19 protein-coding genes and 1 pseudogene are annotated in these 21587 nt (G+C 60.0%); 8 read left to right on the top strand and 12 right to left on the bottom strand.

The features are described from left to right. Positions 1-10: 10 nt before the first annotated feature. The 7 genes from NKJ26_RS22925 to NKJ26_RS22895 form a co-directional block, all read right to left on the bottom strand. Positions 11-1318 (bottom strand): FAD-binding protein, encoded by a 1308-nt coding sequence (locus tag NKJ26_RS22925; protein WP_352697309.1) that lies wholly within the window; start codon positions 1316-1318, stop codon positions 11-13. A 9-nt stretch (positions 1319-1327) separates the two neighbouring features. Then, on the bottom strand, positions 1328-2437 hold the full coding sequence (locus tag NKJ26_RS22920) for an electron transfer flavoprotein subunit alpha/FixB family protein (protein WP_023766900.1): 1110 nt from the start codon (positions 2435-2437) through the stop codon (positions 1328-1330). Positions 2438-2454: 17 nt separating this feature from the next. After that, complete coding sequence (locus tag NKJ26_RS22915) at positions 2455-3306, bottom strand: electron transfer flavoprotein subunit beta/FixA family protein (protein WP_023795975.1); 852 nt, start codon at positions 3304-3306, stop codon at positions 2455-2457. A gap of 187 nt (positions 3307-3493) precedes the next feature. Continuing rightward, a complete protein-coding gene (nifW, locus tag NKJ26_RS22910) occupies positions 3494-3874 on the bottom strand; it encodes a nitrogenase stabilizing/protective protein NifW (RefSeq protein ID WP_352697307.1) in 381 nt (126 codons plus the stop codon). Beyond that, positions 3871-5079, bottom strand: a complete 1209-nt coding sequence (gene nifV / locus NKJ26_RS22905; protein ID WP_352697305.1) for a homocitrate synthase — start codon at positions 5077-5079, stop codon at positions 3871-3873. Before nifV ends, nifW begins: the two co-directional genes overlap by 4 nt. Before the next feature lie 25 nt (positions 5080-5104). Continuing rightward, complete coding sequence (nifS, locus tag NKJ26_RS22900; protein ID WP_023813705.1) at positions 5105-6271, bottom strand: cysteine desulfurase NifS; 1167 nt, start codon at positions 6269-6271, stop codon at positions 5105-5107. Positions 6272-6700: 429 nt separating this feature from the next. Further along, positions 6701-7021 (bottom strand): HesB/IscA family protein, encoded by a 321-nt coding sequence (locus NKJ26_RS22895; protein ID WP_023736304.1) that lies wholly within the window; start codon positions 7019-7021, stop codon positions 6701-6703. Between the two features lie 706 nt (positions 7022-7727). On the opposite strand from NKJ26_RS22895, the gene NKJ26_RS22890 reads away from it, so the two are divergent. From NKJ26_RS22890 to NKJ26_RS22860, 5 genes are all read left to right on the top strand, one after another. Beyond that, positions 7728-8795 carry a hemin-degrading factor gene (locus NKJ26_RS22890; RefSeq protein WP_352697302.1) on the top strand — a complete coding sequence of 356 codons (1068 nt, stop codon included), beginning with the start codon at positions 7728-7730 and terminating at the stop codon, positions 8793-8795. An 891-nt stretch (positions 8796-9686) separates the two neighbouring features. Further along, positions 9687-10904, top strand: coding sequence for a cytochrome P450 (locus NKJ26_RS22875; protein WP_352697300.1), 1218 nt, complete (start codon positions 9687-9689; stop codon positions 10902-10904). Positions 10905-10944: 40 nt separating this feature from the next. After that, positions 10945-11145 carry a ferredoxin gene (locus NKJ26_RS22870; protein ID WP_352486899.1) on the top strand — a complete coding sequence of 67 codons (201 nt, stop codon included), beginning with the start codon at positions 10945-10947 and terminating at the stop codon, positions 11143-11145. A 331-nt stretch (positions 11146-11476) separates the two neighbouring features. Next, positions 11477-12085, top strand: coding sequence for a nitrogen fixation protein NifQ (locus NKJ26_RS22865; RefSeq protein ID WP_352697334.1), 609 nt, complete (start codon positions 11477-11479; stop codon positions 12083-12085). A 140-nt stretch (positions 12086-12225) separates the two neighbouring features. Further along, entirely contained in the window at positions 12226-12552 is a 327-nt protein-coding gene (locus NKJ26_RS22860; RefSeq protein ID WP_352697298.1) for a hypothetical protein, read from the top strand. 339 nt (positions 12553-12891) lie between these two features. Here NKJ26_RS22860 and NKJ26_RS22855 read toward each other — a convergent pair whose 3' ends face one another. Genes NKJ26_RS22855 through NKJ26_RS22845 form a run of 3 tightly spaced genes read right to left on the bottom strand, consistent with a single transcriptional unit; the run spans position 12892 to position 17736 of the window. Next, positions 12892-14163 (bottom strand): phosphorylase family protein, encoded by a 1272-nt coding sequence (locus tag NKJ26_RS22855; RefSeq protein ID WP_352697296.1) that lies wholly within the window; start codon positions 14161-14163, stop codon positions 12892-12894. Then, positions 14164-14619 (bottom strand): response regulator transcription factor, encoded by a 456-nt coding sequence (locus tag NKJ26_RS22850; protein WP_352697294.1) that lies wholly within the window; start codon positions 14617-14619, stop codon positions 14164-14166. A 9-nt stretch (positions 14620-14628) separates the two neighbouring features. After that, positions 14629-17736, bottom strand: a complete 3108-nt coding sequence (locus NKJ26_RS22845; protein ID WP_352697292.1) for a hypothetical protein — start codon at positions 17734-17736, stop codon at positions 14629-14631. A gap of 248 nt (positions 17737-17984) precedes the next feature. Between NKJ26_RS22845 and NKJ26_RS22840 the strand changes: the two genes are divergently transcribed. The 3 genes and pseudogenes from NKJ26_RS22840 to NKJ26_RS22830 all read left to right on the top strand — a co-directional run bounded on the left by NKJ26_RS22840 (position 17985) and on the right by NKJ26_RS22830 (position 20589). Beyond that, positions 17985-18389 (top strand): hypothetical protein, encoded by a 405-nt coding sequence (locus NKJ26_RS22840; RefSeq protein ID WP_352697291.1) that lies wholly within the window; start codon positions 17985-17987, stop codon positions 18387-18389. A 442-nt stretch (positions 18390-18831) separates the two neighbouring features. Continuing rightward, positions 18832-19863 (top strand): annotated as a pseudogene (locus NKJ26_RS22835) (IS110 family RNA-guided transposase). A 375-nt stretch (positions 19864-20238) separates the two neighbouring features. Further along, the gene (locus NKJ26_RS22830; RefSeq protein ID WP_352697289.1) at positions 20239-20589 is read left to right on the top strand and encodes a phage integrase N-terminal SAM-like domain-containing protein; all 351 of its coding nucleotides are present in this window, start codon (positions 20239-20241) and stop codon (positions 20587-20589) included. 16 nt (positions 20590-20605) lie between these two features. On the opposite strand, the gene NKJ26_RS22825 is transcribed toward NKJ26_RS22830, so the two are convergent. Continuing rightward, positions 20606-21001 carry an XRE family transcriptional regulator gene (locus NKJ26_RS22825; protein WP_352697287.1) on the bottom strand — a complete coding sequence of 132 codons (396 nt, stop codon included), beginning with the start codon at positions 20999-21001 and terminating at the stop codon, positions 20606-20608. Between the two features lie 246 nt (positions 21002-21247). Then, positions 21248-21574, bottom strand: coding sequence for a hypothetical protein (locus NKJ26_RS22820; RefSeq protein ID WP_352697285.1), 327 nt, complete (start codon positions 21572-21574; stop codon positions 21248-21250). Positions 21575-21587: the final 13 nt, after the last annotated feature.

Raw genomic sequence — 21587 nt, 5'->3', positions numbered from 1 at the left:
TCGTCTCCCTTCAGCGCCACGCCAATGCAAGGCGGACCGCGTCGCTGACCAGCCCCCAACGCGAGCGCGCCTTGATGAAGGCCGCCGTGGTCGCCTTTTCCTTCTCGATCTTCGGCGTGCCGTCGACACGCATGAAGTTCTGCGCGGCTTGCGACATCAACCGCGGATAAGTTGTGAAGTAATTGCAGGAATTGGTGTGGAGCAAGGCCGGCATATCTTTGTATTTCTTTAGGTCCTTGACCACGAAGGACTTGTCCAGCATGGCTTTGTAAAGAGCGAGATTTCGTTTGGTCATAGGAGCGTTGCGGCTGTTGACCTCGATGATTGCCTCAGCCGCGATGCGGCCGGAGGTCATGGCGAGGTTCGAACCCTCGCGGTGAATGGCGTTGTTCAGTTGCGCGGCATCGCCGACCACGACCCAACCGTCGCCAAACAGCTGCGGAATAGCCTTGTAGCCGCCTTCGGGAATGAGATGCGCGGAATATTCTTTCACTTCCGAGCCGGCGATCAGCGGCCGGATCGAAGGATGGCTCTTTAAGGCATCAAGGAGGACGTAAGGGCTCTCGACCATCGCGGCGAAATCGGAGACGAGGCAGCCAATACCCAGTGAGATCGACTCCTTGTTGGTGTAGAGGAAGCCGAGCCCAGCCATGCTGCGGGAGGTCGTGCCCACTGCTTCGATCACGCAGCCTTCATCGCCCTTGAGACCGAACCGCTGCTCAATGACCTCTTCGGGCAGGAAATGCATTTCCTTGACGGCGAGCGCCACGGTTTGTGGCTTCGGCACCTGGCGCAGGCCGGCTCGCGTGCCAAGCAGTCCGCAGACACCTTCTGCGAGAACGACCACGTCCGCGTAGATGGCTCCGCCGGCCCGATCTGTGCGGACGCCGACCACCCTGTCCTTGGCGTCACGGATGAGCTCCGTCACGGTCGTCTCGCACAGAACCGTCGCGCCGGCCTCGCGCACCTTACGCGAAAACCATTTGTCGAACTGGGCACGGATGATTGTGTATCGGTTGGGCTTGGCCTCATTGAAATCGTCCGACCGATAGTGAATCCCGGTATGGGATGTGTCGTCCATCACCCAAAGCCGCTGTTCAACCAAATGCCGCTCGAGAGGCGCATCGTCCCTGAAATCCGGGATGATCTTCTCCAGCATGTTCGCGTACATGATGGCACCTTGGACATTCTTGGAGCCCGGATATTCACCGCGCTCCAACTGCAGCACCTTTAGGCCATGGCTGGCCATGGTGTAAGCAGCTGCGTTTCCGGACATGCCTGCCCCAACAACAATGGCGTCGAAGTTTTCCTCGATCATGTCCATCCCTTAGCTCGCAAGCTTATCGCGACTGTGGGGCGACAGCCGCCGGGTGAAGGCTTCCGTCAGTGCGGGCAGGAAGCGGATCGCGTCGGTGACGATTCCGAGGTGAGCGAAATCGAAAATCGGCGCGTTCGGGTCGGTGTTGATGGCCACGATGAGATCCGCCCCCTCGACGCCAACCCGATGCTGGACGGCGCCGGAAATCCCGGCCGCTATGTAAAGCTTCGGCCGGATGGTCTTGCCAGTTTGGCCGATCTGCCGATCAGCTGGCATCCAGCTCTTCTGGACTAACGGGCGCGAACAGCCATGCTCGGCGCCGATTGCTCGCGCGAGGTTCTTCACAAGCTGCAGGTTCTCCGCCGCGCCAAGACCAAGGCCTCCCGCAACCACGACGTCGGCATAGGCAAGGTTTGCCTTTGCCGACTGATTGTCCGGCAGGAAGCCGAGGACTTTGGTAGCGATCTCGTCCTCGGCAAGCGAGAGCTTGTGCCGGATGACACGCCCGACCGGTTTATCCGTCCGCTGCGGCATGGGCATGACCCTTGGCCGCACTGTCGCCATCTGAGGGCGGAAATTGAGCGTATAGATCGTGCACAACAAGGAACCGCCGAAAGTCGGACGCGTGGCGGCGAGCGAACTGTCGGTATCCACATCGAGTTCGGTGCAGTCGGCCGTGAGCCCTGTCTGCAAGGTCGTCGCCACGGAGCCGGCAAGATCCCTGCCGAGTGTGGTGGCACCGAGAAGAAGGATTTCGGGTTTGTGGGTATCGACCAGATCCGTCATCGCCTTAGTGAAAGGCTCGTTCCGATAGTCGGCGAGCAGGGGCGCCTCGGCGATGTAGACAAGGTCAGCACCATAAGCGAATGCTTCGGCAACGGCGTTCCCGACGGCCTCTCCAGGCGGTCCGAGCACGACGCCTGCAAGCTGGACCTGAAGCTTGTCTGCTAATTTGCGGCCTTCGCCGAGCAGTTCGAATGATACGGGATGGACCTGGCCGCGTTCGAGCTCGATGAAAACCCAAACGTGCCGGTAGTCCTTGAAATGGGCGGGCAGCTCCTTCTTTATGCCGGCGCGGCCGGCGGCAGGGCGAGGGGTTTCTCGGTTCGCGGTCGACATCGTTTTACTCCTTGCCGTCACGCGCCGCCGTTGAAGGCGAGCTCATGTTCCAGCGCCGGCTGGCGGGTGAAGATTGCGGTGATGAGTTCGTCAGCGACATCGCGCAAGGCCTTCTCGGCGGTGTCGATTAGTGCCGCCTTTTCAGCTCGCGCAGGAGGGGCGAAAACACGCTTGACGACCGTCGGTGAGCCGCGCAGGCCGCATTTGGTGAGATCCTCGATGCCGGCGTCGGCCGCGCTCCATTTCAAGACCTGGCTGCGCGCGGCGCACAAGGCGTCGTGGATCGAGCCCCGGCGGATCTCGTTTGTGCCTTCCAGCATGGTGATGAGACAAGGCAGCCTGCTCTTCAGCATCTGTGTGCCGCCTTCGGAGCGGCGCTCGACCTTGATCTCGCCTGCAGCAAGGTCAATAGAGGGGATCTTCGCGACATAGGTCAGTTGCAGGAGTCCGAGGCGCTTGGCGATGCCGGGCCCGACCTGGGCGGTGTCGCCATCGATCGTCTGCTTGCCGGTGAAGACGAGGTCTGGCGTGCCGAACGTCTCGCCGACCTTCGCGATTGCCTGGGAAAGGGCGAACGAGGTCGCCAGCGTGTCGGAGCCGGCAAAATAGCGGTCGGTCAAGAGCACCGCTCGGTCGGCGCCGTAGCCGAGCGCCTTGCGCAGCGCGTCCTCTGCCATGGGCGGACCCATGGTGAGCACAGTGACTTCGCCGCCATAGGCATCGCGCAGTCTGAGCGCTTCTTCGAGGGCGAACAGGTCGTAAGGGTTGATGATGGTCGGAACACCCTGGCGCATGATTGTGTTCGTCACCGGATGGACCCTTATCTGTGCCGAGTCCGGCACCTGCTTGATGCAGATTACGATGTGCATTGGCGGTTTCTCTAGGCTCCTGTCCGGGTGCGGGCATTGCGGTTATCTCCTTGATCCGCATAATTCGTGCCAAGTCTCTTGCGCTGCCCCCTTCCTACAACTTCGGCTGGTTGCTTCTGACGGCGCTGTGGTGATGACCGGATTTGTCGGCTGCTCGACATTGTCGCGTCGCAACCCTTGTCGCCGCTCATTCCCGTCCGAACCGCTTCAGTACCGAGTCGAACGGGACAAAGGTGTGACCCGGCGCGGCAGGTTTGTTCGGATCGTGGTCCTTGAGCACCTTGAAGACCCGATGCGTGAGCGGCGAGGAAATCGCAAAGTCCTCGTAAGCCAGTTCGAGCGTCGCGCGCACCCTCGCGGCAATCACCTGGTCGGGCAGACCGGAGAAATCTTCGTCGGCAAGGTATTGGCCCACGCGTTTCATTATATGGAGCCGCGAGACATTCAGCACCTTCGGGTCATAGGAGACGCCAAGGACTGAGAAGAACTCCTCCGCGGCCGACAGGCGCTTCAGTCGTGCGAGGATGTCTGTGACATCGATGGGGCGGCTGTCAGCGGAACAATTCATTGCATTCTCCCTGGTCGCAAAACTGTGGCCTCTGCACGCGCGCGCGCGGCTGACCTGGACCCGCACAGCTCGAAGAGGGACGCCTCGCTGCACATTTTATCGTAGAGCTCGACCAGTTGAGTTGCAGTGACCGTTGATTTGGTCTCGGCCGCCTCGCGCCGGACGCGGGCCACCATCGCGGCTGCCAGATCCGGGTCGAGATCGCGACCGCTTTCGCTCAGCACATGGGCAATCGCAGTGGCGCCGGAATGCTTGCCGATGACGATCCGCCGGCAGCGGCCCACGAGAGCCGGATCAAGCCCCTGATAAGTACGCGAGTCCTTCAGCAGCCCTGCGACGTGAATGCCGGATTCGTGGGTAAAAACATCAACGCCGACGACCGGCTTAGTGGCCGCGGTCTGCCGGCGGGCGGCCCAGGCCACCTGGGCGGCGAGGCCGGGCAATGCGGTCAGCTCGATGCCGGTATCTGCGCCGCCGAAGACCGCCATCGCGGCGGCCACCTCTTCCAGCGCGGCATTACCCGCACGCTCGCCGAGCCCCAGGACGGTGACGGAGGCATGGCGCGCGCCTGCGCGGATCGCGGCCAGCGTGTTGGCGCCAGCAAGTCCGAGATCGTTGTGCGCATGAAATTCAAGGTCGATTGGAGACTGCACCACCAGCTGGGCAACAAGTTCGAAGGTTGAAAACGGGTCGAGAACACCGACTGTGTCGGCCAGCCTCACGCGGCTTGCGCCGGCGCGTGCGGCCGTCTCGATGACGCGGGCGAGATGATCCCGATTGGCCCGCGAGGCATCCTCGCACCCCACCGCGACGAAGAAGCCGGCGGCGGCGGCGCGCCTGACCATATCATCGATGACCTGGAGCGCTCCCGCCTTGTCGAGGCCGAGCTTGGCGGCAAGTTGGATGTCCGACGCAGGCAGCGACAAATTGACCGCTTGGACCCCGCTCTCGATCGCTGCATCGAGATCCAACGACGTCATCCGGCACCAGGCCATGAGCCGAACCGGAAGGCGCCGCGCGACCACGGCGCGAATTGTTTCGATCTCGTCGACGCCCATGACCGGCGTGCCGATCTCGATCTCTGTCACGCCGGCCGTCGCAAGAGACTCAGCGATCTCCAGCTTTTCCGTCGTGGTAAAGGCGACGCCCGGCGCCTGCTCGCCATCGCGCAATGTCGTATCGTTGAGAGAGACATGACGGGTCATGACCGGTAGCCTGTTCTTCTGCCGCTCACGCATAGACCGGATTACCCGGCCCAGAACCGAAAAAGCTGCGCAGCTTCCCCACGATTGCCGGCATGACCTCGAGCACCCGGTCGATATCCTCTTCGCTGTTGTCCCGCGCCAAGGAGAAGCGGACTGCCGCGTGCGGCGTTTTCATCGCGCTTAGGACATGGCTTGGTTCCAGAGAGCCGGAGGTGCAGGCCGAGCCAGAGGAACACGCGATGCCAATGCGGCTGAGGAGAAGTGGAATTCCATCACTGTCGACATGTTCGAAGGAGATGTTTGCGGTGTTGGGCAACCGTTGCAGGGGATCACCAGTGACACAGGTGCCTGGGATGCGCTGGAGGATTCCGCCCTCCAGACGATCGCGGAGCGACTTTACCCGTGTGGTCTCGTCGTCCATGAATTTCAAGGCGAGTTCGGCCGCCGTCCCGAGCCCGGCTATGCCGGGCGTATTCTCGGTGCCGGCACGCCGGTTGTGTTCTTGGTGGCCCCCCTTGATCAGCGAATGGAAGTTCACGCCACGTTTTACGAAAAGCGCACCGATCCCTTTCGGCCCGTGCAGCTTGTGGCCGGAGAGCGACAGCATGTCGATTGAGGTCGACTTCAGGTCCATCGGAAGCTTGCCGACCGCCTGCACAGCATCGGTATGGAATAGGGCGCCCACTTCCTTGGCCAACTCGGCAAGCCTGGCCACGGGGAAGATCACACCAGTCTCGTTGTTCGCCCACATTATGGAAACGATTGCCACCTGTGGGGTGAGGGCGGCCATATAGGCGTCGAGGTCGAGCCGGCCACGGCAATCCACCGGGATCCTGTGCACCTTGACGCGGCGGGTCTTCTCAAGATGCGCGCAAAGCGTCAGCACGGCGGGATGCTCGACCGCGGACGTAACGATCTCGGTTCGGTTGGGCGCCGCCTCGAGCGCTGAAAGAAGCGCTGCATTGTCGCTTTCTGTCCCACCCGAGGTGAAGGTGATCTCATCGTCGAACTCCGCGCCGATCAGCGCTTGCAACTGCCTCCGCGCCTTTCTCACCGCCGCACTGACTGAGGCGCCAAGAGCGTGCGCCGACGAAGGGTTGGCGAATTGATCCCTAAAAAACGGCAACATCGCTTGCAGGACCGCAGGATCGACCCGTGTGGTTGCGTTGTTGTCGAGGTAGACAGGCTTCATAGGTGCGATCCTCAGTTGACCAGAATGACGCGGCGCGGACCGACTCGTGGAGCCTCTGGCGCATGCCGTTGATGATAATAGGCCTGAACTGGCAGCCCGCGCAGACGCCCGGAGTGTTTGACGTAGACCGGTGACATGTTCGCAGCGCCCGTCGTCAGCCCGCAGGTAAGGACGGCCCGAACGCGATAAGGTCTTCGATGAGCCGAATTTGGCGCAGCGGCGCGATTTGTCCGCAAGCAGCTCGGGTGCCCCCAGGAACCGAGCTGTTTCGGGAGGCGACGTTCTTTGCATCCTAGGGAAGCGAATGGCTGTCCCGAAATCGGCTTTGACCTTACCTTGTTCTTTAGGACGGGGACATCTGTTGTGCCGGCCATATAAGTCTCCTCTGCCGCAAAATCAGTCTGTCGGCCGCACAGGCGCTTCGGGCGTTTAACTGAAGGACTTGCCGCAGCCGCACTTTTCGCGCGCATTGGGGTTATCGAAGACAAAACCGGAAGATTCGAGCCCGGTGAGGAAGTCGACGGTCATGCCGGCTACATGGGGTTGGGAGCCCGCGTCCACGAACAGCTTGATCCCATCTGTGTCAGTGATCGCGTCGCCCTCGCGCGGCACGCTCTCCAGGCCCATTAAGTATTTGAAGCCGGCGCAGCCGCCGGCCTCGACCACAATGCGAAAGCCCTCCGCCGGCTCGCTGGCGCGGGAAAGAGCAGTCTTAAAGGCGGCAACAGCGTTGTCGGTGAGCGTAATCATGGCTCCATTCTCCTCAGTCCGGGACCTGCTTGCGCATCACGTCGCATGCACCGTGCCAAACGTCGCATGCACCGTGCCAAAGCGAAGAAACGTTTCAACACAGCGCGGCATCTCTGACACTGCCGTGCTTCTTGTGAGTGCATTGCTGCGAAGCTGTCGGCCAACCGACACGTACTGTCGGGTTTGTCGGGACCGCCACGAGGGATGTTGGGCCTGAGTTCTTGGTCGAACTCACATCAGCAAATACAGAACGTCTTCTGAGCTTGCTTCGGCGCAATTGGCACGGTTTTTGAAGCTCCGTTTGGCGAGGCGGCAAGAGCATGCCGATCCACAATCATGCCGTGGGTGCCCTCGCGATGGATGGGGCGAAGCAAGGGGGCAACATGTCAGGACCGGGTCAGATACGCCTTGTTCGGCAAAGCAGCGCCGCCCGTGGCATCCGAATGCCCGCCTGGCCGATTGCGACAACACCCATACTCGCTCACCACCGCTCAGTAGCCGCCGACCGGCTCGATGCGATGCTGCCATCGGCATGTGCATGCTCGCCGGTTTTCGCGCGGGTGCGACGCCGTGCGCACGCTGTCCAGCGACACTTTGTTCATGGGCCAGCAGCAGATCAGGGGCGAGCATTACGGCCGCCTTATCGGCTGAAGATTCCCAGGCAGGGCAGCTGATCTTCACACGTAGGTGGAAGCAGGGGTAAGACATGGACCAGCGCGAGAAACCGTCGCCCGACGAAATCCGGCGGGCGTGCAAAGACAATCCGAAAATCCGGGAGCATGATCTCGCCGCTCGATTGGGCATTTCGGAAGCCGAATTGGTCGCGGCGCATTGTGGTCACGGCGCGGTGCGCATCGAGCCGCGCGTCGATGATCTGCTGACGGGCCTCGAAGCGGTCGGCGAGGTGATGGCGCTCACCCGCAACGAAAGTGCCGTGCACCAAAAGATCGGCGTCTACGACAAAGTGGTCACCGGCAACCAGCATGCCATGGTGCTCGGCGACGACATCGACCTGCGCATCTTCCCGAAAGCGTGGGCGTATGGCTTCGCCGTCGAGAAGCGCGAGGGAGCCGAGATCCGCCGCAGCCTGCAATTCTTTGATGCCGCCGGCGAGGCGATGCACAAAGTACATCCCAGGCCCGCCTCGAACCTGCACGCCTATCAGGATCTGACGGCAGAGCTCGTATCCTCCGACCAGGAGCCGATCATATCGGTCGAAGCGGGCGGTGCGCGCGATAACGAAGTGAGTCCAGACCAAGCCGCCACGGCCGACGACCTACGCGAGCACTGGAGCCGGCTGAGCGACGTGCATCAGTTCTACCATATGTTGAAGACACTGAAGCTCAGCCGCTGCCAGGCAATGCGTATGGCCGACGAAGATTACGCTTGGCTGCTCAACAATGATGCCGTTGGCGCCCTGTTCCAACAGGCGGCCGAAGACGAGATGCCTATCATGTGCTTTGTCGGCAACCGTGGTTGCATCCAGATCCATTCCGGCCCGATCAAGTCGGTCAAGCAGATCGGGCCGCGGATCAATGTGCTCGACGAGACCTTCCATCTGCATCTGAGGACCCATCAGATCCGCGAGGTCTGGGCCGTGCGCAGGCCGACGAGGGACGGTCACGTCACGTCCATTGAAGCCTATGGCGCCGACGGCAAGATGATCATCCAGTTCTTCGGCACGCGCAAGGAAGGCGAACGCGAGCGCAGCGACTGGCGGTTTCTGGCCGAGAGTCTGCCACGCATTCCCGGTCCGAGCGACAGGGATGTATAGAGTGCCGACAGGCCCTCGGATTGAACCGGCCGCCATAGGACTCGGCACCACGTTCCGACAGCGGCTCGCGAGGAAATATAGGTCTATGTGCGATAGAGCTTGCCGTCGTAGCGCTACGCCCGGTTAGGTGTGCACGCCGGAATTGACCGCGTCGCTACAGGCAGGCTCGTCGTCGCCCGGACCGCTGCGCACGAGTGCATCGCCATCTGACCGGAAATCCTTGCAGTGGCTGCGAGCGATACAACGCATACGCCATCAGCGCCGAACCGAAGCGCGGCTCGACCTTGTTGATAATTTCGATCATCGCGCGCAAGCGCCGTCGGGTCTTGTCGGATCGCACCCCGATCCTTGCGCTGATCGCGTCGTTGCGCAATCCGGGCCGTGCGAGCGATCTCCTCGCTCGTCGACCGGAAGGCTGTGCAGCAGCAGCCAAGCCGAACAGCTTGATGTCGCGGACTCGACAAAACCGACCACGGATGCCGGTTGTCGGACGTTGTCCTAAGAATGATGGACAGGTGATCCCAGCGGCGGGCCCAGTGCAGGCTGGCATTGCTTGGTGCAGCGCCATGGGTACGCCTATCCGGCACGCGACTTGCTTCGACGATTTGATCAGCAGGGCATCAGCAGTGCGTCACGGAGCTCAGAGGTGATTGACCAGCCTCTCAACCCCAACGGAGATAGCGGCGGCTTTGCTTCATGACCGCAGAGCGGCGGAGATGCCCCTTCTGATCGACTTCGCAACCGATCTCATCCGCGCTGGTGCAGGTGGGCTGTATCAGGCGACAGAATCTAGAAGGCGCCCGACAAGAGACGTGCCCATGCTGGAAATCGACTTTATGAACAGCCGTGCAATCTCAATCGAGCCATGAACGCCAATGTAGAGAAAACAAAATGGCGACCAACCCCGTTCCAGATCATGTCCCACCCGAAATGGTGAGGGACTTCAGCCTGTTTACATCGCCAGGGATGCCACCAACACCCAACGGGGATCCACACGCAGCTGTGGCTTGCGTACATGACGGGCCTCCGATCTTTTACTCCCGCTACAACACGCAAGATGGCCGGGGTACCTGGGTCATCACCCGTGCCGCGGACCAGCGGAGGGTGCTGCAGGACGCAGAGACTTTTTCCAGCCATCGCAGCATCTTCTCCTCCATACTGGGTGAAAACTGGCCGACGATCCCGCTTGAGCTCGATCCACCGGCCCATGGCGTCTTTCGCTCACTGCTCAATCCGCTGCTTTCGCCAAAGCGGGTGTTGGCGTTGGAACCGGCTGTCCGCGAACGGGCGGTCGAGCTGATCGAAAGGATCGCCGCGTCGGGCACAAGCTGCGACGTGATGAAGGATTTTGCATTTCCTTTCGCGGTGAGCACCTTTCTTCGCTTTCTGGGGTTGCCTGATGACCGACTCGATACATTCGTCGGCTGGGGGAAAGATCTGCTCCATGGCGACGATAAGGAACGACCTGTGGCTGCCCGGACGATCGTGGCATTCATCGACGAACTTGCAGCCATGCGCCGCGATGAGGCGGTTGACGATTTCATGACCTTTATCGTGCAGGCACAGGTCGAGGGCCGCCGGCTGACGGACACCCAAGTCCGCGGCATCGGCGTGCTTGTCTTCGTCGCTGGGCTCGACACGGTCGCAGCAGCTATAGGCTTTGACTTGGCGTACCTCGCACGCAACCTCAAAGATCAGCAATTGCTGCGGAGCGAACCGGACCGCATCCCGCTCGCAACCGAAGAATTGCTGCGGGCCTATCCGCCCATTCAGTTGATCCGCGTGGCCACGAAAGATATCGACTTCGAAGGCGCGCCGATCCGGAAGGGGGACTATGTTTCCTGCGCCACTATGATTGCCAATCGTGACCCGGCGGAATTCGCATGCCCCAACACGATTGATTTGGAGCGGGAGGACAACCGCCACGCAGCGTTTGGCTATGGTCCCCACCGTTGCCTTGGCTCACACCTTGCCCGGCGGGAGATTGTCATTGGCCTGGAGGAGTGGCTGGCGCGCATCCCGGCTTTCAGGATCAAGCAGGGTACGGCGCCGATAACTTCTGGCGGCCATGTGTTCGGGATCGAAAATTTGATCCTGGAGTGGTCTTAGGCCCGCCTCGAGTCGGGGCACAGGCAATGGAGGCAGCGCCATGCGCATCATCGTCCAAAATGCCAAATGCCAGGGTCACGCGCGATGCGCGGCGCAAGCGCCGGACATCTTCAAGCTTGATGACGAGGGTTACATCCTGCCTGGTGACATTGAAGTTGCGCAAGGGGAGGAGCTGCCTGCATCGCGAGGCGCGCGATCCTGTCCTGAACGTGCGCTGGAACTCACCCGCTGCGCGTTTTGAATCGTACTCATTCAACCGTGAGTCTGGCGGCTTGAACCATGTGGCCGCACTCAGCACGCGACCTCTGTCCCGCACGGTTCACGTCCAACTCTGCGGGGGCATTCCGGCGCCTGTGTTCCCCGTGAGGCGCAAACGGCAGGGCCGGGGTTCGCGAAACGCCTCCTTCCAATCACAGAATTTGCGACAGAGCCGAGTGGACCAGACGAAAATTTCCGAACTACTCCACCGCGAGGCGATCCGCGACTGCGTACACCCGAAGAACTGCCCGACCCATGTTGCGGCAGGCCGGGTCTCTGCATGAATTGATAGGGACAAACCAGGAGAACGCACGATATTTGCTCAACATTATGCCCGGCTCAGCACCGGCCAATCGCCGCAGATCGAGCTGGACCAGCATGTGCTTGCCTGTGTGCTTTCACGTGCGCTCGAGGAGATCGAGGCCGGCGAGGCGACTGTGACGGAGGCAACCGGACTTTCGCGCGCCGAGCTGCGCGATGTCCTGTCCCGCTGTTTTCCTGCTATTCCTATCAACGCGTTTGCCTTGAAAGAGGTGAGCGAGCCCGAGCCGGATCTGGAGGAAGAACTGCTGCATGGACTGCTGTTGGCGCATGCCCGTCCTGGCGACCCGACGAGCGCCCGCTTCGCCAGGATCATCGCCCGGCGTGCCATGCGCAATGATCACCTCTGGCAGGACCTTGGCCTTTTTAATCGGACCGAGCTCGGCCGCCTGCTCGCCTCGCATTTTCCGACGCTGGCGGCCGGCAACACCCAAAACATGAAATGGAAGAAATACTTCTACCGCAAGCTCTGCGAGGCCGAAGGTTTTTCGCTGTGCAGCGCGCCCAGTTGCCGGGAATGCAATGATTTCGAAAGCTGCTTCGGCCCGGAGGAAGGCGAAAGCCGCCTCACACGGATCAAGAACGGCGTCGCCTCGGATTGAGAGCTGCTTTCGTCAATTGTACAGCGCCAGCGCTCGCGCCGCGCCATATGTCTCTTGTGAATGTCGACTGCCCCCTTCGGGGATTGAATGCTGTGCATGCTGTCCGATTACTCGCCATGCTCGCTTCGGCGGCCGCCGTCATGATCGCGATGCAGGATGCGACCCGCACCATCGCCGCCGAGCAACTGGTGTTCTCCGGGCCGTTGCTGCTCGCCTGCCTGGCGGTTGCGGCGCCTGGGCGGCCGCGGTTCACCGACGTCAGCGTTCGCGCTGGTGCACAGTTTCGCCTCGCTCACCCATGGGGCGGCCAGATTGTCTCCGGCGTCGCCATCAATTTCGTTGCTGCCGGCTCTGCCACCATTCTCGGCCAGGTTCCGGCAGGGCGCGCGGCTGGGGTTCCTGGAAGTTTTTCGAACTTTCTGGATCCCGCCTCAACCCGAATCGCGTGTGCTTGTTGGACAAATTAGGACACTAGATTCAGATTTAGGATAGATTCAGGAGGCTTCGAATTTCTAACGCTCGCGACCTCGCAGGTCGTTCACGTCAGCACGAAGGCGTTTAACTCTACGTGTCGTATTGGCAGCTATGCGCCCGCAATTTGCAATAGGAGGTTGCGCTCAAACGTCCCAAAAGCAGTCATTCCGCCCCGTCAGAGAGACGCTTCGCTTGGTTTTGAATTACGTCAATCTACCGGGTCGCACTGCCTGACCTCGATCACAGCTCGGACGAAGCGACCTGGTCACTTTGCGAACTGTACAAGGTCTGCTTATGCGGACCTGCCGTGCGGCGTGAGCACAGACCCGCAATCAGTGAGTCGACCGGGGTTGTGTATCGGCGCCACCATTGAAAAGTCGGGCGACTGCCTTCAAGATCAACTTGGCGCTGAAGTAAGAACCGAAACGTTGGATTTTGCTATCCTTCGTCCCGTCTGCGAAGTCCACGACGGACTTGATGATCAGCCAATGCGGCTGAGGTTCAAGCGCCTCGTGGGATGCCCAAGCCACGGCGAAAGCTTCCATATCGATCCCCAGAATCTTGCGCTGTTGGCTCGCCACGCCAGTGAAGAATTCCTTATGGTTCTGAACGGCAGCGCCCGAGGCCATCGGGCCGATATGGAAACTCGGCATTTCGGACGGGCGGTAGCCTGGGCTTTCCCGGTAAATCTCCTCAATCAATTCCACGTCCGACGCCAACTCGGTCAGTATCGCCACCACCTTAGCTGAGGCGGCTGCTTGGAAAGGCGCGGCCTCGAACACAACTTCGCCGCCCACCTCGGTGAACTTCCCGCTCCCGTAGTCCCAAGTGAGGTTTGCGCCAATCGCGTCACCAAGATCGCAGTCTCCCCGTCTGCCGGCGCATATGCCCGGCATCGCAACTACCAAAGGCCTGAACAGGGCGAGCGCCTTGGCTACGCTGACACCGGCCGATACCAGTCCCATCTGTGGTAGGCACAATGCCATAGTCGAGATTCGGGCATTTCCGAGTGACAATTCCGAACGCCGATAGAGGTGCGGATCGCCACTATAGGTGACGACTTCCCAAGTCGAGTTGGCTGCCCTGAAAAACTCGGATAGCTCGGGGTCCTGCAGGGCGCAGACGATCAACAAGTCGCAACGCGGCGGCTTCACCTCGGTCGAGCCGGCCGCATCCGCCGCAGTGAATTCTTCGCGGGCGCGAAGATATCTCACCTTCTCCATCAGCTTAAGTTTCCACGCGGTCTTGGTAGGGCTCACCTCCTCCAGGTGCCAGGAGTGATCGGCGAACACCCCCCTAGAATGTTCCATCGCTTCTGCATTGGCGGTGAGGCCGAAAATGTACTCGGGTGGCGCGATATCGGCTCCGCGATGGATACGCTTGAGCAACTCCTCTCCGCCAGTGAGATTCGGCGCCTCGCCTATCCTGTGCGGAAGAAACATGTCGATGATCAAAAGGTCGAAGTACGTGTTCCTGAGTTCCTTTAGCGCTGCGGCAGCGGTAGTGACTACGACGATATTGTCGCGACCCACGCCCGACTCCTCGAGCACACCTGCAATCTCCACGACTTTGCCGTTCTCGTCATCGACAATAAGTACTCGCATCTATGCTTCTAAACCTGCTCTTGTTTCCTTGATGGCGACTTTCCAGTCTACCTGGGACGGGTTGTAGTGCACTGCCCGCATATAGATCCTCGGATATCTAGTTCTAAGTTCTTCATCCAAGCTGCTGAGGGTAATCAGCCGAGGCGCCATGCCGAAAGTCTCGAACATCGAGACGATGATTATTCTGGTCTGGAACCCCATGCGATTTATGCGCATGACGAATTCCTTGCCGGCGAACGGAAGTAGTTCGGTAGGCGCCCCCTTGCTGTCCTCGGCCGAATAGTTCGGCAAGGTCATGTCGAGGACGATCAGACCCGGTGCGAACTCTCGAGCCAGGCGCAAGCCAGAGATCAGCGCTGTGGCCTGAAGCGTCGTGTCTTGGCCGAACTCGGCCTCGTAAAAGGCTACGAGCTGCTCTCGCTTCCTGGGGTTGTCCTCGACAAACAAGGTTCGCACGGGATCGCCCTAAATGTTCACGAGGCTGAATATCATGCTGACGCGGAACCGCGACTTTTCCCGGTCCACGCTTACGATCGTGTTCGGCTTACCATCTCTTACGGTCGACCGGGCGACCTTCGCCAACCCGGAGCCGCCCTCTTTCGGGAGCTTCTTCTCATATTCCCCCGTTCGAATCTTCTCGTTGTTGTCTGCAGCCGCGCGTTCGGCCTTGTCGAGATCCGTGCACTCGCTGGTGAAATCGACGCCTAGAGCGTCGTCGCTTATTACGGTCACGTGCACATCTATCACGGGCGACAGTGATCCGGAATGTTCATAAACATTGGTGAACAGTGCCTTGAAGACCTCGATCAGGATGTGAAGAGAGTATGTGAGCGAAATGCCCGTGTCTCCCGAGAAGTAGATCTTCGGCTCGAAACCGGAATAGAGGCGCTTGGCAATCTTCTGTGCCGCCAGAATTATATCAACCAAACGCAAGGGCTCAACATCGGTCGACCGAGCGACGTTGAGCCAGGAAGCTATGTCCCCTATCGCGTTGCCCAAATCCTGTCTAGCGCGCATGACCGCGTCAGAGAACGGCGACAACCTCTGCTGACCGGTGGCGTTGCTGATGTCCTCCTCAAGCTTGTCTACCAGCTCGCCAAGCTCTTTCGCCAGGGTGGAATAGACGTAGTTGCGAGCATTTGCCAGATTATTCTCCACGTTGGCCCAGAAGACTGTCGTGAACTCGGACAGAAATGCCGGAAAATCTGAGACTTCGGCGAACCGGGAACATAATGACAGAACCGAAGCTTCGCTCCAGTCGGCGACAACCAAGCCGCTCGGCTTGTCGGGTCGGCGCACTTGAAGTAACTCTTCCTTGATCAGCTCGAGCTTCGAGTCGAAAGCCTCGGAGAAATTCGCTAGGATAGGACCGATCGAATTGGCGAGGTCCTCGTATCCGCTGTCGAGGTAGTAGGCCTTCCAGAAGCAGTTCTCCGAATAGTCGTTCATGCCCTTTGCGGTAAGGATGTTCTCGGTACTGAGCGGACTGCGCAAGTGTGCGGCGACAGCACCGTGGCGCATGCCGAGACTGAGGTAGGAATCGACGCCGTACCTGGGGTCCAGTGCAAATCTCTGAACTAATTCGGCCAGGATGGTCCGTGCAATGTCCAGGGATTCGTTGTTTGGAATCTTGAAAGTGAACATTTCGGAGCTTCCAGAAGTGAGGTGTGCCAGGAACTCGACGTCCGCGTTGCGCTCCACGGGTAGGAGACCGGCGTCGATGAAGTCTCTGAGCCGATTGAACTTCGGAGCCAGATCAGTGATAGCCCACTTCGACAACGCATCTTCGTCGCACTGGACTTTTCCGATGTGGAAACGCTGCAGTAACTCGTCAATTGTCTGCTGTCCGATGATCTCGTGGATTTCGGCACGATAGACTTCTTCGTTCGGCGGGTCTGCGTCCACCAACATAAAGAGGACCAGTATCCTTTGCTCCTCCATCTCTTCCTTGGACAGGAACTCGAGAGACTGCCGGAGCGAGGTCGTGGAGCAAGCCTCGAAGAAGAAATCGATCAGGACAGGACTACCCGCAGGTAGCTCGCTGGGCTTAAGTACCGAGCAGGTGGACAGATACTGCTCGACGGCGATGTAAACTAAATTCTCACCCTCCTCGCCAAATTGGGAAGCCGTGCGTGCTAGGGCGACCGCCACTCTTGGATCGCTTCCGATACTTGCGACATCATCTTCGGTCAGCTGCTGGAGCAGCGCAGCTGACGGGAAATAAGCTACTCCAAGGCGGTCTTGGCTCGTGAAGTCATATAGCAGTATGAGCACGTCCTGTGTTCTTGCTTCTTCCAATCCGCAAAGGCAGGCGATCCGAAAGAGTTCGCGTTTCTCGAACACGGACGCTGCGGACCGAAGCGCTCCCCTCATAGCTTCGAAAGTCAGCTCTACCGTCGGAGCGGCCTCGGCTGACTGTCGTTCACCCGATCCGAAGTGCGTAGAGGCAAGGGTCCGTCTGAAAATCGCCGATCGGACATCGGCCACCGAACGCGCCGTTTTCACCGCATACAGCGACGACGCCTGATATCCCCTCGGACCCTGGGGCTGAAACATGAACTCGTTAGCCAGCGCGGTCTCAAAGGTACGGTCCGCAGGAGTTTGCTCGGCATCCGCAATTCCCAAGGTCTCGAGAAATCGGGAGGTTGAGCCGTCCATCAGCGGCAGGCCGAGGCGATCCAGATCGATGTCGTTCCTGATGGAGAGGAGAGGATTGGCGCGCCAGTCGCCCACTTCAGACATGAACACGATAACTTCGTCGATGTAAGGCAATTCGGCGGCGCCGCCCAAAGCTGCGGGATCCGACGTGATTACGTTGACGAGCGCCTCGTACTGATCCATGGCCGGAAAGTACGAGAACATGCCGCCAAGCCTTTCATAGAGGGTATGGTGAAGAAGCGGATGGAAAGTCACCACGTACAAGAATAGTGAGACGCCTTCTTCGGACAGGCTGTTGAACAGAAACCTACTGAGAATATCCAAGACATCGTCGGGATGGCGGTCTCCCTCACAAGCGATGGCTTTGCAGTAATAAATGAGATTAGAAATGGACGACGTCGAAACATAGGCATTGCTATTCAGCCATCTCCGCTGCGCGTCCAGCCCCGAGACGCGCGAAGTAGCGAACAGTATCTGTGTGATTGCAGAAAAACTCCACATGTCCTCCTCGATCTCACGCAATGCCGCGTGCAAGGAAGGGCCATAGTCTGCTACCTGCGAGTTCTCGATCCTCACGTTGCCGTTGTGACGTCTTATCTCCGTTGCATGCATGTTCACGGTGGCAAGCGTCCATCTGACCAAGTCCTTAAGGGTACCGTCGGCGGTGTTGATATAAATGGGAAGTTGGAATGACCGCTTAGGACGCAAGGAAACGAGAGGCCGTTGATGGCGGTAGCGAGGGACGTACCATCGGAAAAAGTCTATAAGTTCCGGGAGCGTAGACTTTTTCCAGACCGCATTGACGATCTGTACAGACCCCCCGTTCGCCCTGACCAAAGCCTTGCCATCCGTAAGGGGAGCGGTTTTGCGGCGCGCAGGTACACGCCTGTTGTTCTTGCTCTGCTTGCGCTTCATTGACGTCCAACGGCTCTAGATTTCTGCCCGAAAGTAGCGACCTAACCGATTCATCCACACATAGCCATTGGGCAGACTCGCGACGGAAGAACAAAGGGCCGATTTCCTTTCTTCACGACGAAGCCGAACTAATACGGGAAAAATCCATGAAAGGTGGAGCCTGTCATCTTACGAGCGGAAGAGGAGTGAGATGTTTGGCTCAAAGCACCATGTCGGAAGCCCGGGATGGAAGGCGACCAGCGCTCTGCTTGATCGAAGCGACTGACGACTACTTCCGCCAAGTAGGCAACCTCATCGACGCATCGGTCAAGAGCGTCAAGGCATTGATCGGCGCCTTGTCGGTGTACTACCGAGATAAGATCGGCTTGGACGCGACTGTCACCACTCTCGACGGCGAGCTGATGGACGCCTACCTCCCACTGGCCGGCGAGAGCTCAATCGAAGACATCCTCCTTTGGCTGAACACCAGGGATTTCATATGGGAACGCATCAAGGGCCGGCGAGAGGACCAGGCCATGTTCGCCTTGCCCTCGATCTTGTTGCTCTACTTCGTGGTGGGCAATTTTCCTAGCATCGCCACCTCGCCAGGTTTGCTGACGGACGAGGAACTCGGGCCGATATACTCCGACCTTGGCTTGGCCCTTCCGCAGTAGGCCACAAAGCCCCAAGACGTCGACGCTCAAGTCAATGGGAGGTTGGCCTTGCGAAAAGAATGGTCGCTCAGAAGGGGACCTGCGCTGAAGCAGCGGCTTGTCAGTCGCCTATTTCCCCCTGAGAGACGCTCGACCGAAGTAGTTGTGCCGACAGGGGCCACTATCTTGGTTCTCGAATTTGACGGCGAGTAACCGCAATGAGTTCGCCGTCCAGGACGGCAGCTTATCGCAAATCCTAGCCGAAGCCCGCCAGGCCGGCGACGGCCCTACAGCCGCCGGGCTGCAATGCGCCTCATGGACGAACATGACGTAATCGCGGGAGCGGTGGCCACCTGAGACGTGGCGGCGTTGTTCGAACCTCTAGCCGGCTGGCTGTCCCCCGATAGGATGAAGAACGGGCTCACGATCGACACCGGGCCCAGGCATCGAACGGAGGACAGCCATGAAGCAGTATATCGGTCTCGACGTATCCATGACAGACACGGCAATATCGATCCGGCAGGACGGCAAAAGGATGTGGCGGGGCAAGTGCGCGTCCGACCCACAACTGCTCGCGGCGGTGATCCGCAAGCGCGCACAGTATGCCCGGCGGGTTGTGTTCGAGACGGGGCCGCTGTCGGTGTGGTTCTACCATGCGCTGGCGGCAGAGGGGTTGCCGGTAATCTGTATCGACGCGCGGCATGCCAAGGCCGCGCTCGACATGGCCGCGAACAAGACCGATGCGAACGATGCCGATGGCCTGGCACATCTGGCCGAGGTCGGCTTCTACCGCGAGGTTCGGGTCAAAGGTTTCGACAGCATGCTGATCCGCACGCTGATCACCGCACGGCGCCAGCTTCTTAAGATGCGTTTGCAGATATCCAATCAAATCCGCGGGTTGATGAAGACGTTCGGCCTCGTCGTGCCCAAGGGTGCCGGCAGCGTGTTCGAGCGCAACGTTCGCGACCTTCTGCTAGGCGATCAAAAGCTGGCGTGCATCGTCGTCCCAATGCTTCGGGCATGGAGTGATCTCCGGCACCAGACGGCAGAGCTGAGCAAGCAGCTGGCCGCGATGGCGCGTGAGGACCAGCACTGCCGTCTGCTCATGTCAGTGCCAGGTGTAGGCACCGTCACAGCCACCGCCTTTGCCGCAGCGGTGGAGGATCCGGCCAACTTCAGGAACTCGCGCGCCGTGGGCGCATGGGTGGGCCTGACCCCGAGGCGCTACCAGTCCGGCGAGGTCGATAATGATGGTCATATCTCGCGCCGTGGCGACAATCAGTTGCGCGGACTGCTATATGAGGCGGCCGCGGTTATCCTGAACCGGTCGACGGATACCAGCAGCCTGCGAACCTAGGCGTTGGAGCTGAAAGATCGGCTCGGCTTCAAGCGAGCGGCCGTAGCGTTGGCGCGCAAGCTGGCAGTGATCATGCATGCGATGCTTCGGACGGGCGAGCTGTTTGATCCGCACGGAGGAACGCAAGCCGCGGCCTGATACTTCAGTCGCTCGCCTGCGACGATTTCTTCACTCAACCGATAGCGTTCATCCAGGACGCACGAGCCGTCCCTGCCGGGACGTGGCTGAGATCATTTCGCGAAGCGGGAAGCAACTGCCTCCTTAGCAGAGTGCGTAACGAACATAGGAAGATCTCACCAGCGAAACTCATCCTGCGGCGATCACCTTTGCATCGACCGCGTAGACGACCCTGTACCCGGCATGCGAACGAGCATCGGCAAAAAAGGACGACTGCCTTGCACTTACCCCTTTGACGGTCGAGCGATTAGACGACCCGCTTCGCGGGAGGGGCGCCTCGGTCTGAGATGGCGCGACTGCCATTTAACTTGAGCGGGTAGAGGCGTCGATCTGACCATGGAGGTCCCTTCAACGAGAGGAACTCGCCACGGCTACCCTGTCGACCGATGCACCAATCTCTCCGCTTCGCCAGCGCATGCAGCACGACATGCTCATGCGTGGCCTGTTCTCCCATATCCAGCAAAAAACTACGTTCGTCACGTCCGGCGCTTCGCTGTGTTCCTTGGCCGCTCGCCCGACACGGCGACGGCTGAGGACATCCGTCGAGTCCAGCTGCATCAGCATGAGAGCGGCGCCGCCCCTGCGACGATCAATGGCGCGGTCTCGGCACTGCGGTTCCTGTTCCTCGTAACGCTGAAGCGTCGGGATCTGGCGCGTGCAATGGTGATCATGAGGGGTAGTCTTTAGCCGAAAGAGAGTGAGGTCAGCCGGCGCGTGCGGCCTTTGTGCGATCACGTCCACCTGCCGCTCTTTTAACGCTACGCACGGAGACGGCTTTGGGAGCCACGACGTCGCCGAGCCGCTCTATACGGAGGGGCGCGCGCGAGGGAAGGCGAACGACGAGTTCGAGTTGCCCCCCGATCGCCTCGACGTAGCTTTTAAGAGTAGACAAGTACATGTCGGCTTGTTTCTCGATCGTCGAGACCGAAGGCTGCTTGATCTTGAGGACCGAAGCGATTTCGGCCTGGGCCTTTCCAGCGGCACGCCGCAAATCGCCGAGACTCTCGACTTCTCCCCTTAACTCTTCGAAACGCGCGTCGACCCGCTCCCGACGATCCTCGGGGAGCGCAGCGATTAGGTCGTCAAGCTTGCGTCCCATCACTTCTTCTCCTTCTTCGCCGCCGCCAAACGGTCGAGATGCCCTTGATAGCGCTTGTCCGCCTTGGCGATCAGACTTTTATAGAAGCGCTTCTCACTCACGCCCGACTTATCGCCGGCGACGAGCAGGATCGCCTTCCGCTTCCGGTCGAATACGAACGCAACCCGCCAGACACCATGTTCGCGAAAGACGAGTCATTCAAGGTATCCGCATGCGGTCGCCCCACAGGCTATGTGGTCAACATCATCAAGCTGCCGAACGATAGTCTGCGGCCGAAACAAGGTACGCGCGATCGACGATAATCCGGCCGCCGCTGGCACGACTGGCAATTCGCGACCTGTCTGCGCTATCGAGCGGCATCGTCACCGGCGTTCTGAGCATGGCCGGCGCGTAGCTGTCGCTTGCCCAGAATGCCGGCTTGTCGTGAAGGATATGACCGCCAGCAACGGTTCCATCACGCCGGCAGCGCTCACCGTCGCCAAATGGAAACCGGTGCCGGCGAGGTTCGCATGTCTGGCGGCGAAGGTCGGGTGGCCCGGAGGTGAAGCCGGCGAGGCGCTTGCGCTGGTCCATGCGTACTCGTGCG

Origin of the sequence: Mesorhizobium sp. M0152, assembly GCF_040322415.1 — a bacterium.
GTDB lineage: Bacteria > Pseudomonadota > Alphaproteobacteria > Rhizobiales > Rhizobiaceae > Mesorhizobium.
The sequence above is the reverse complement of the archived record's forward strand: the minus strand, read 5'-3'. Positions and strand labels throughout refer to the sequence as shown.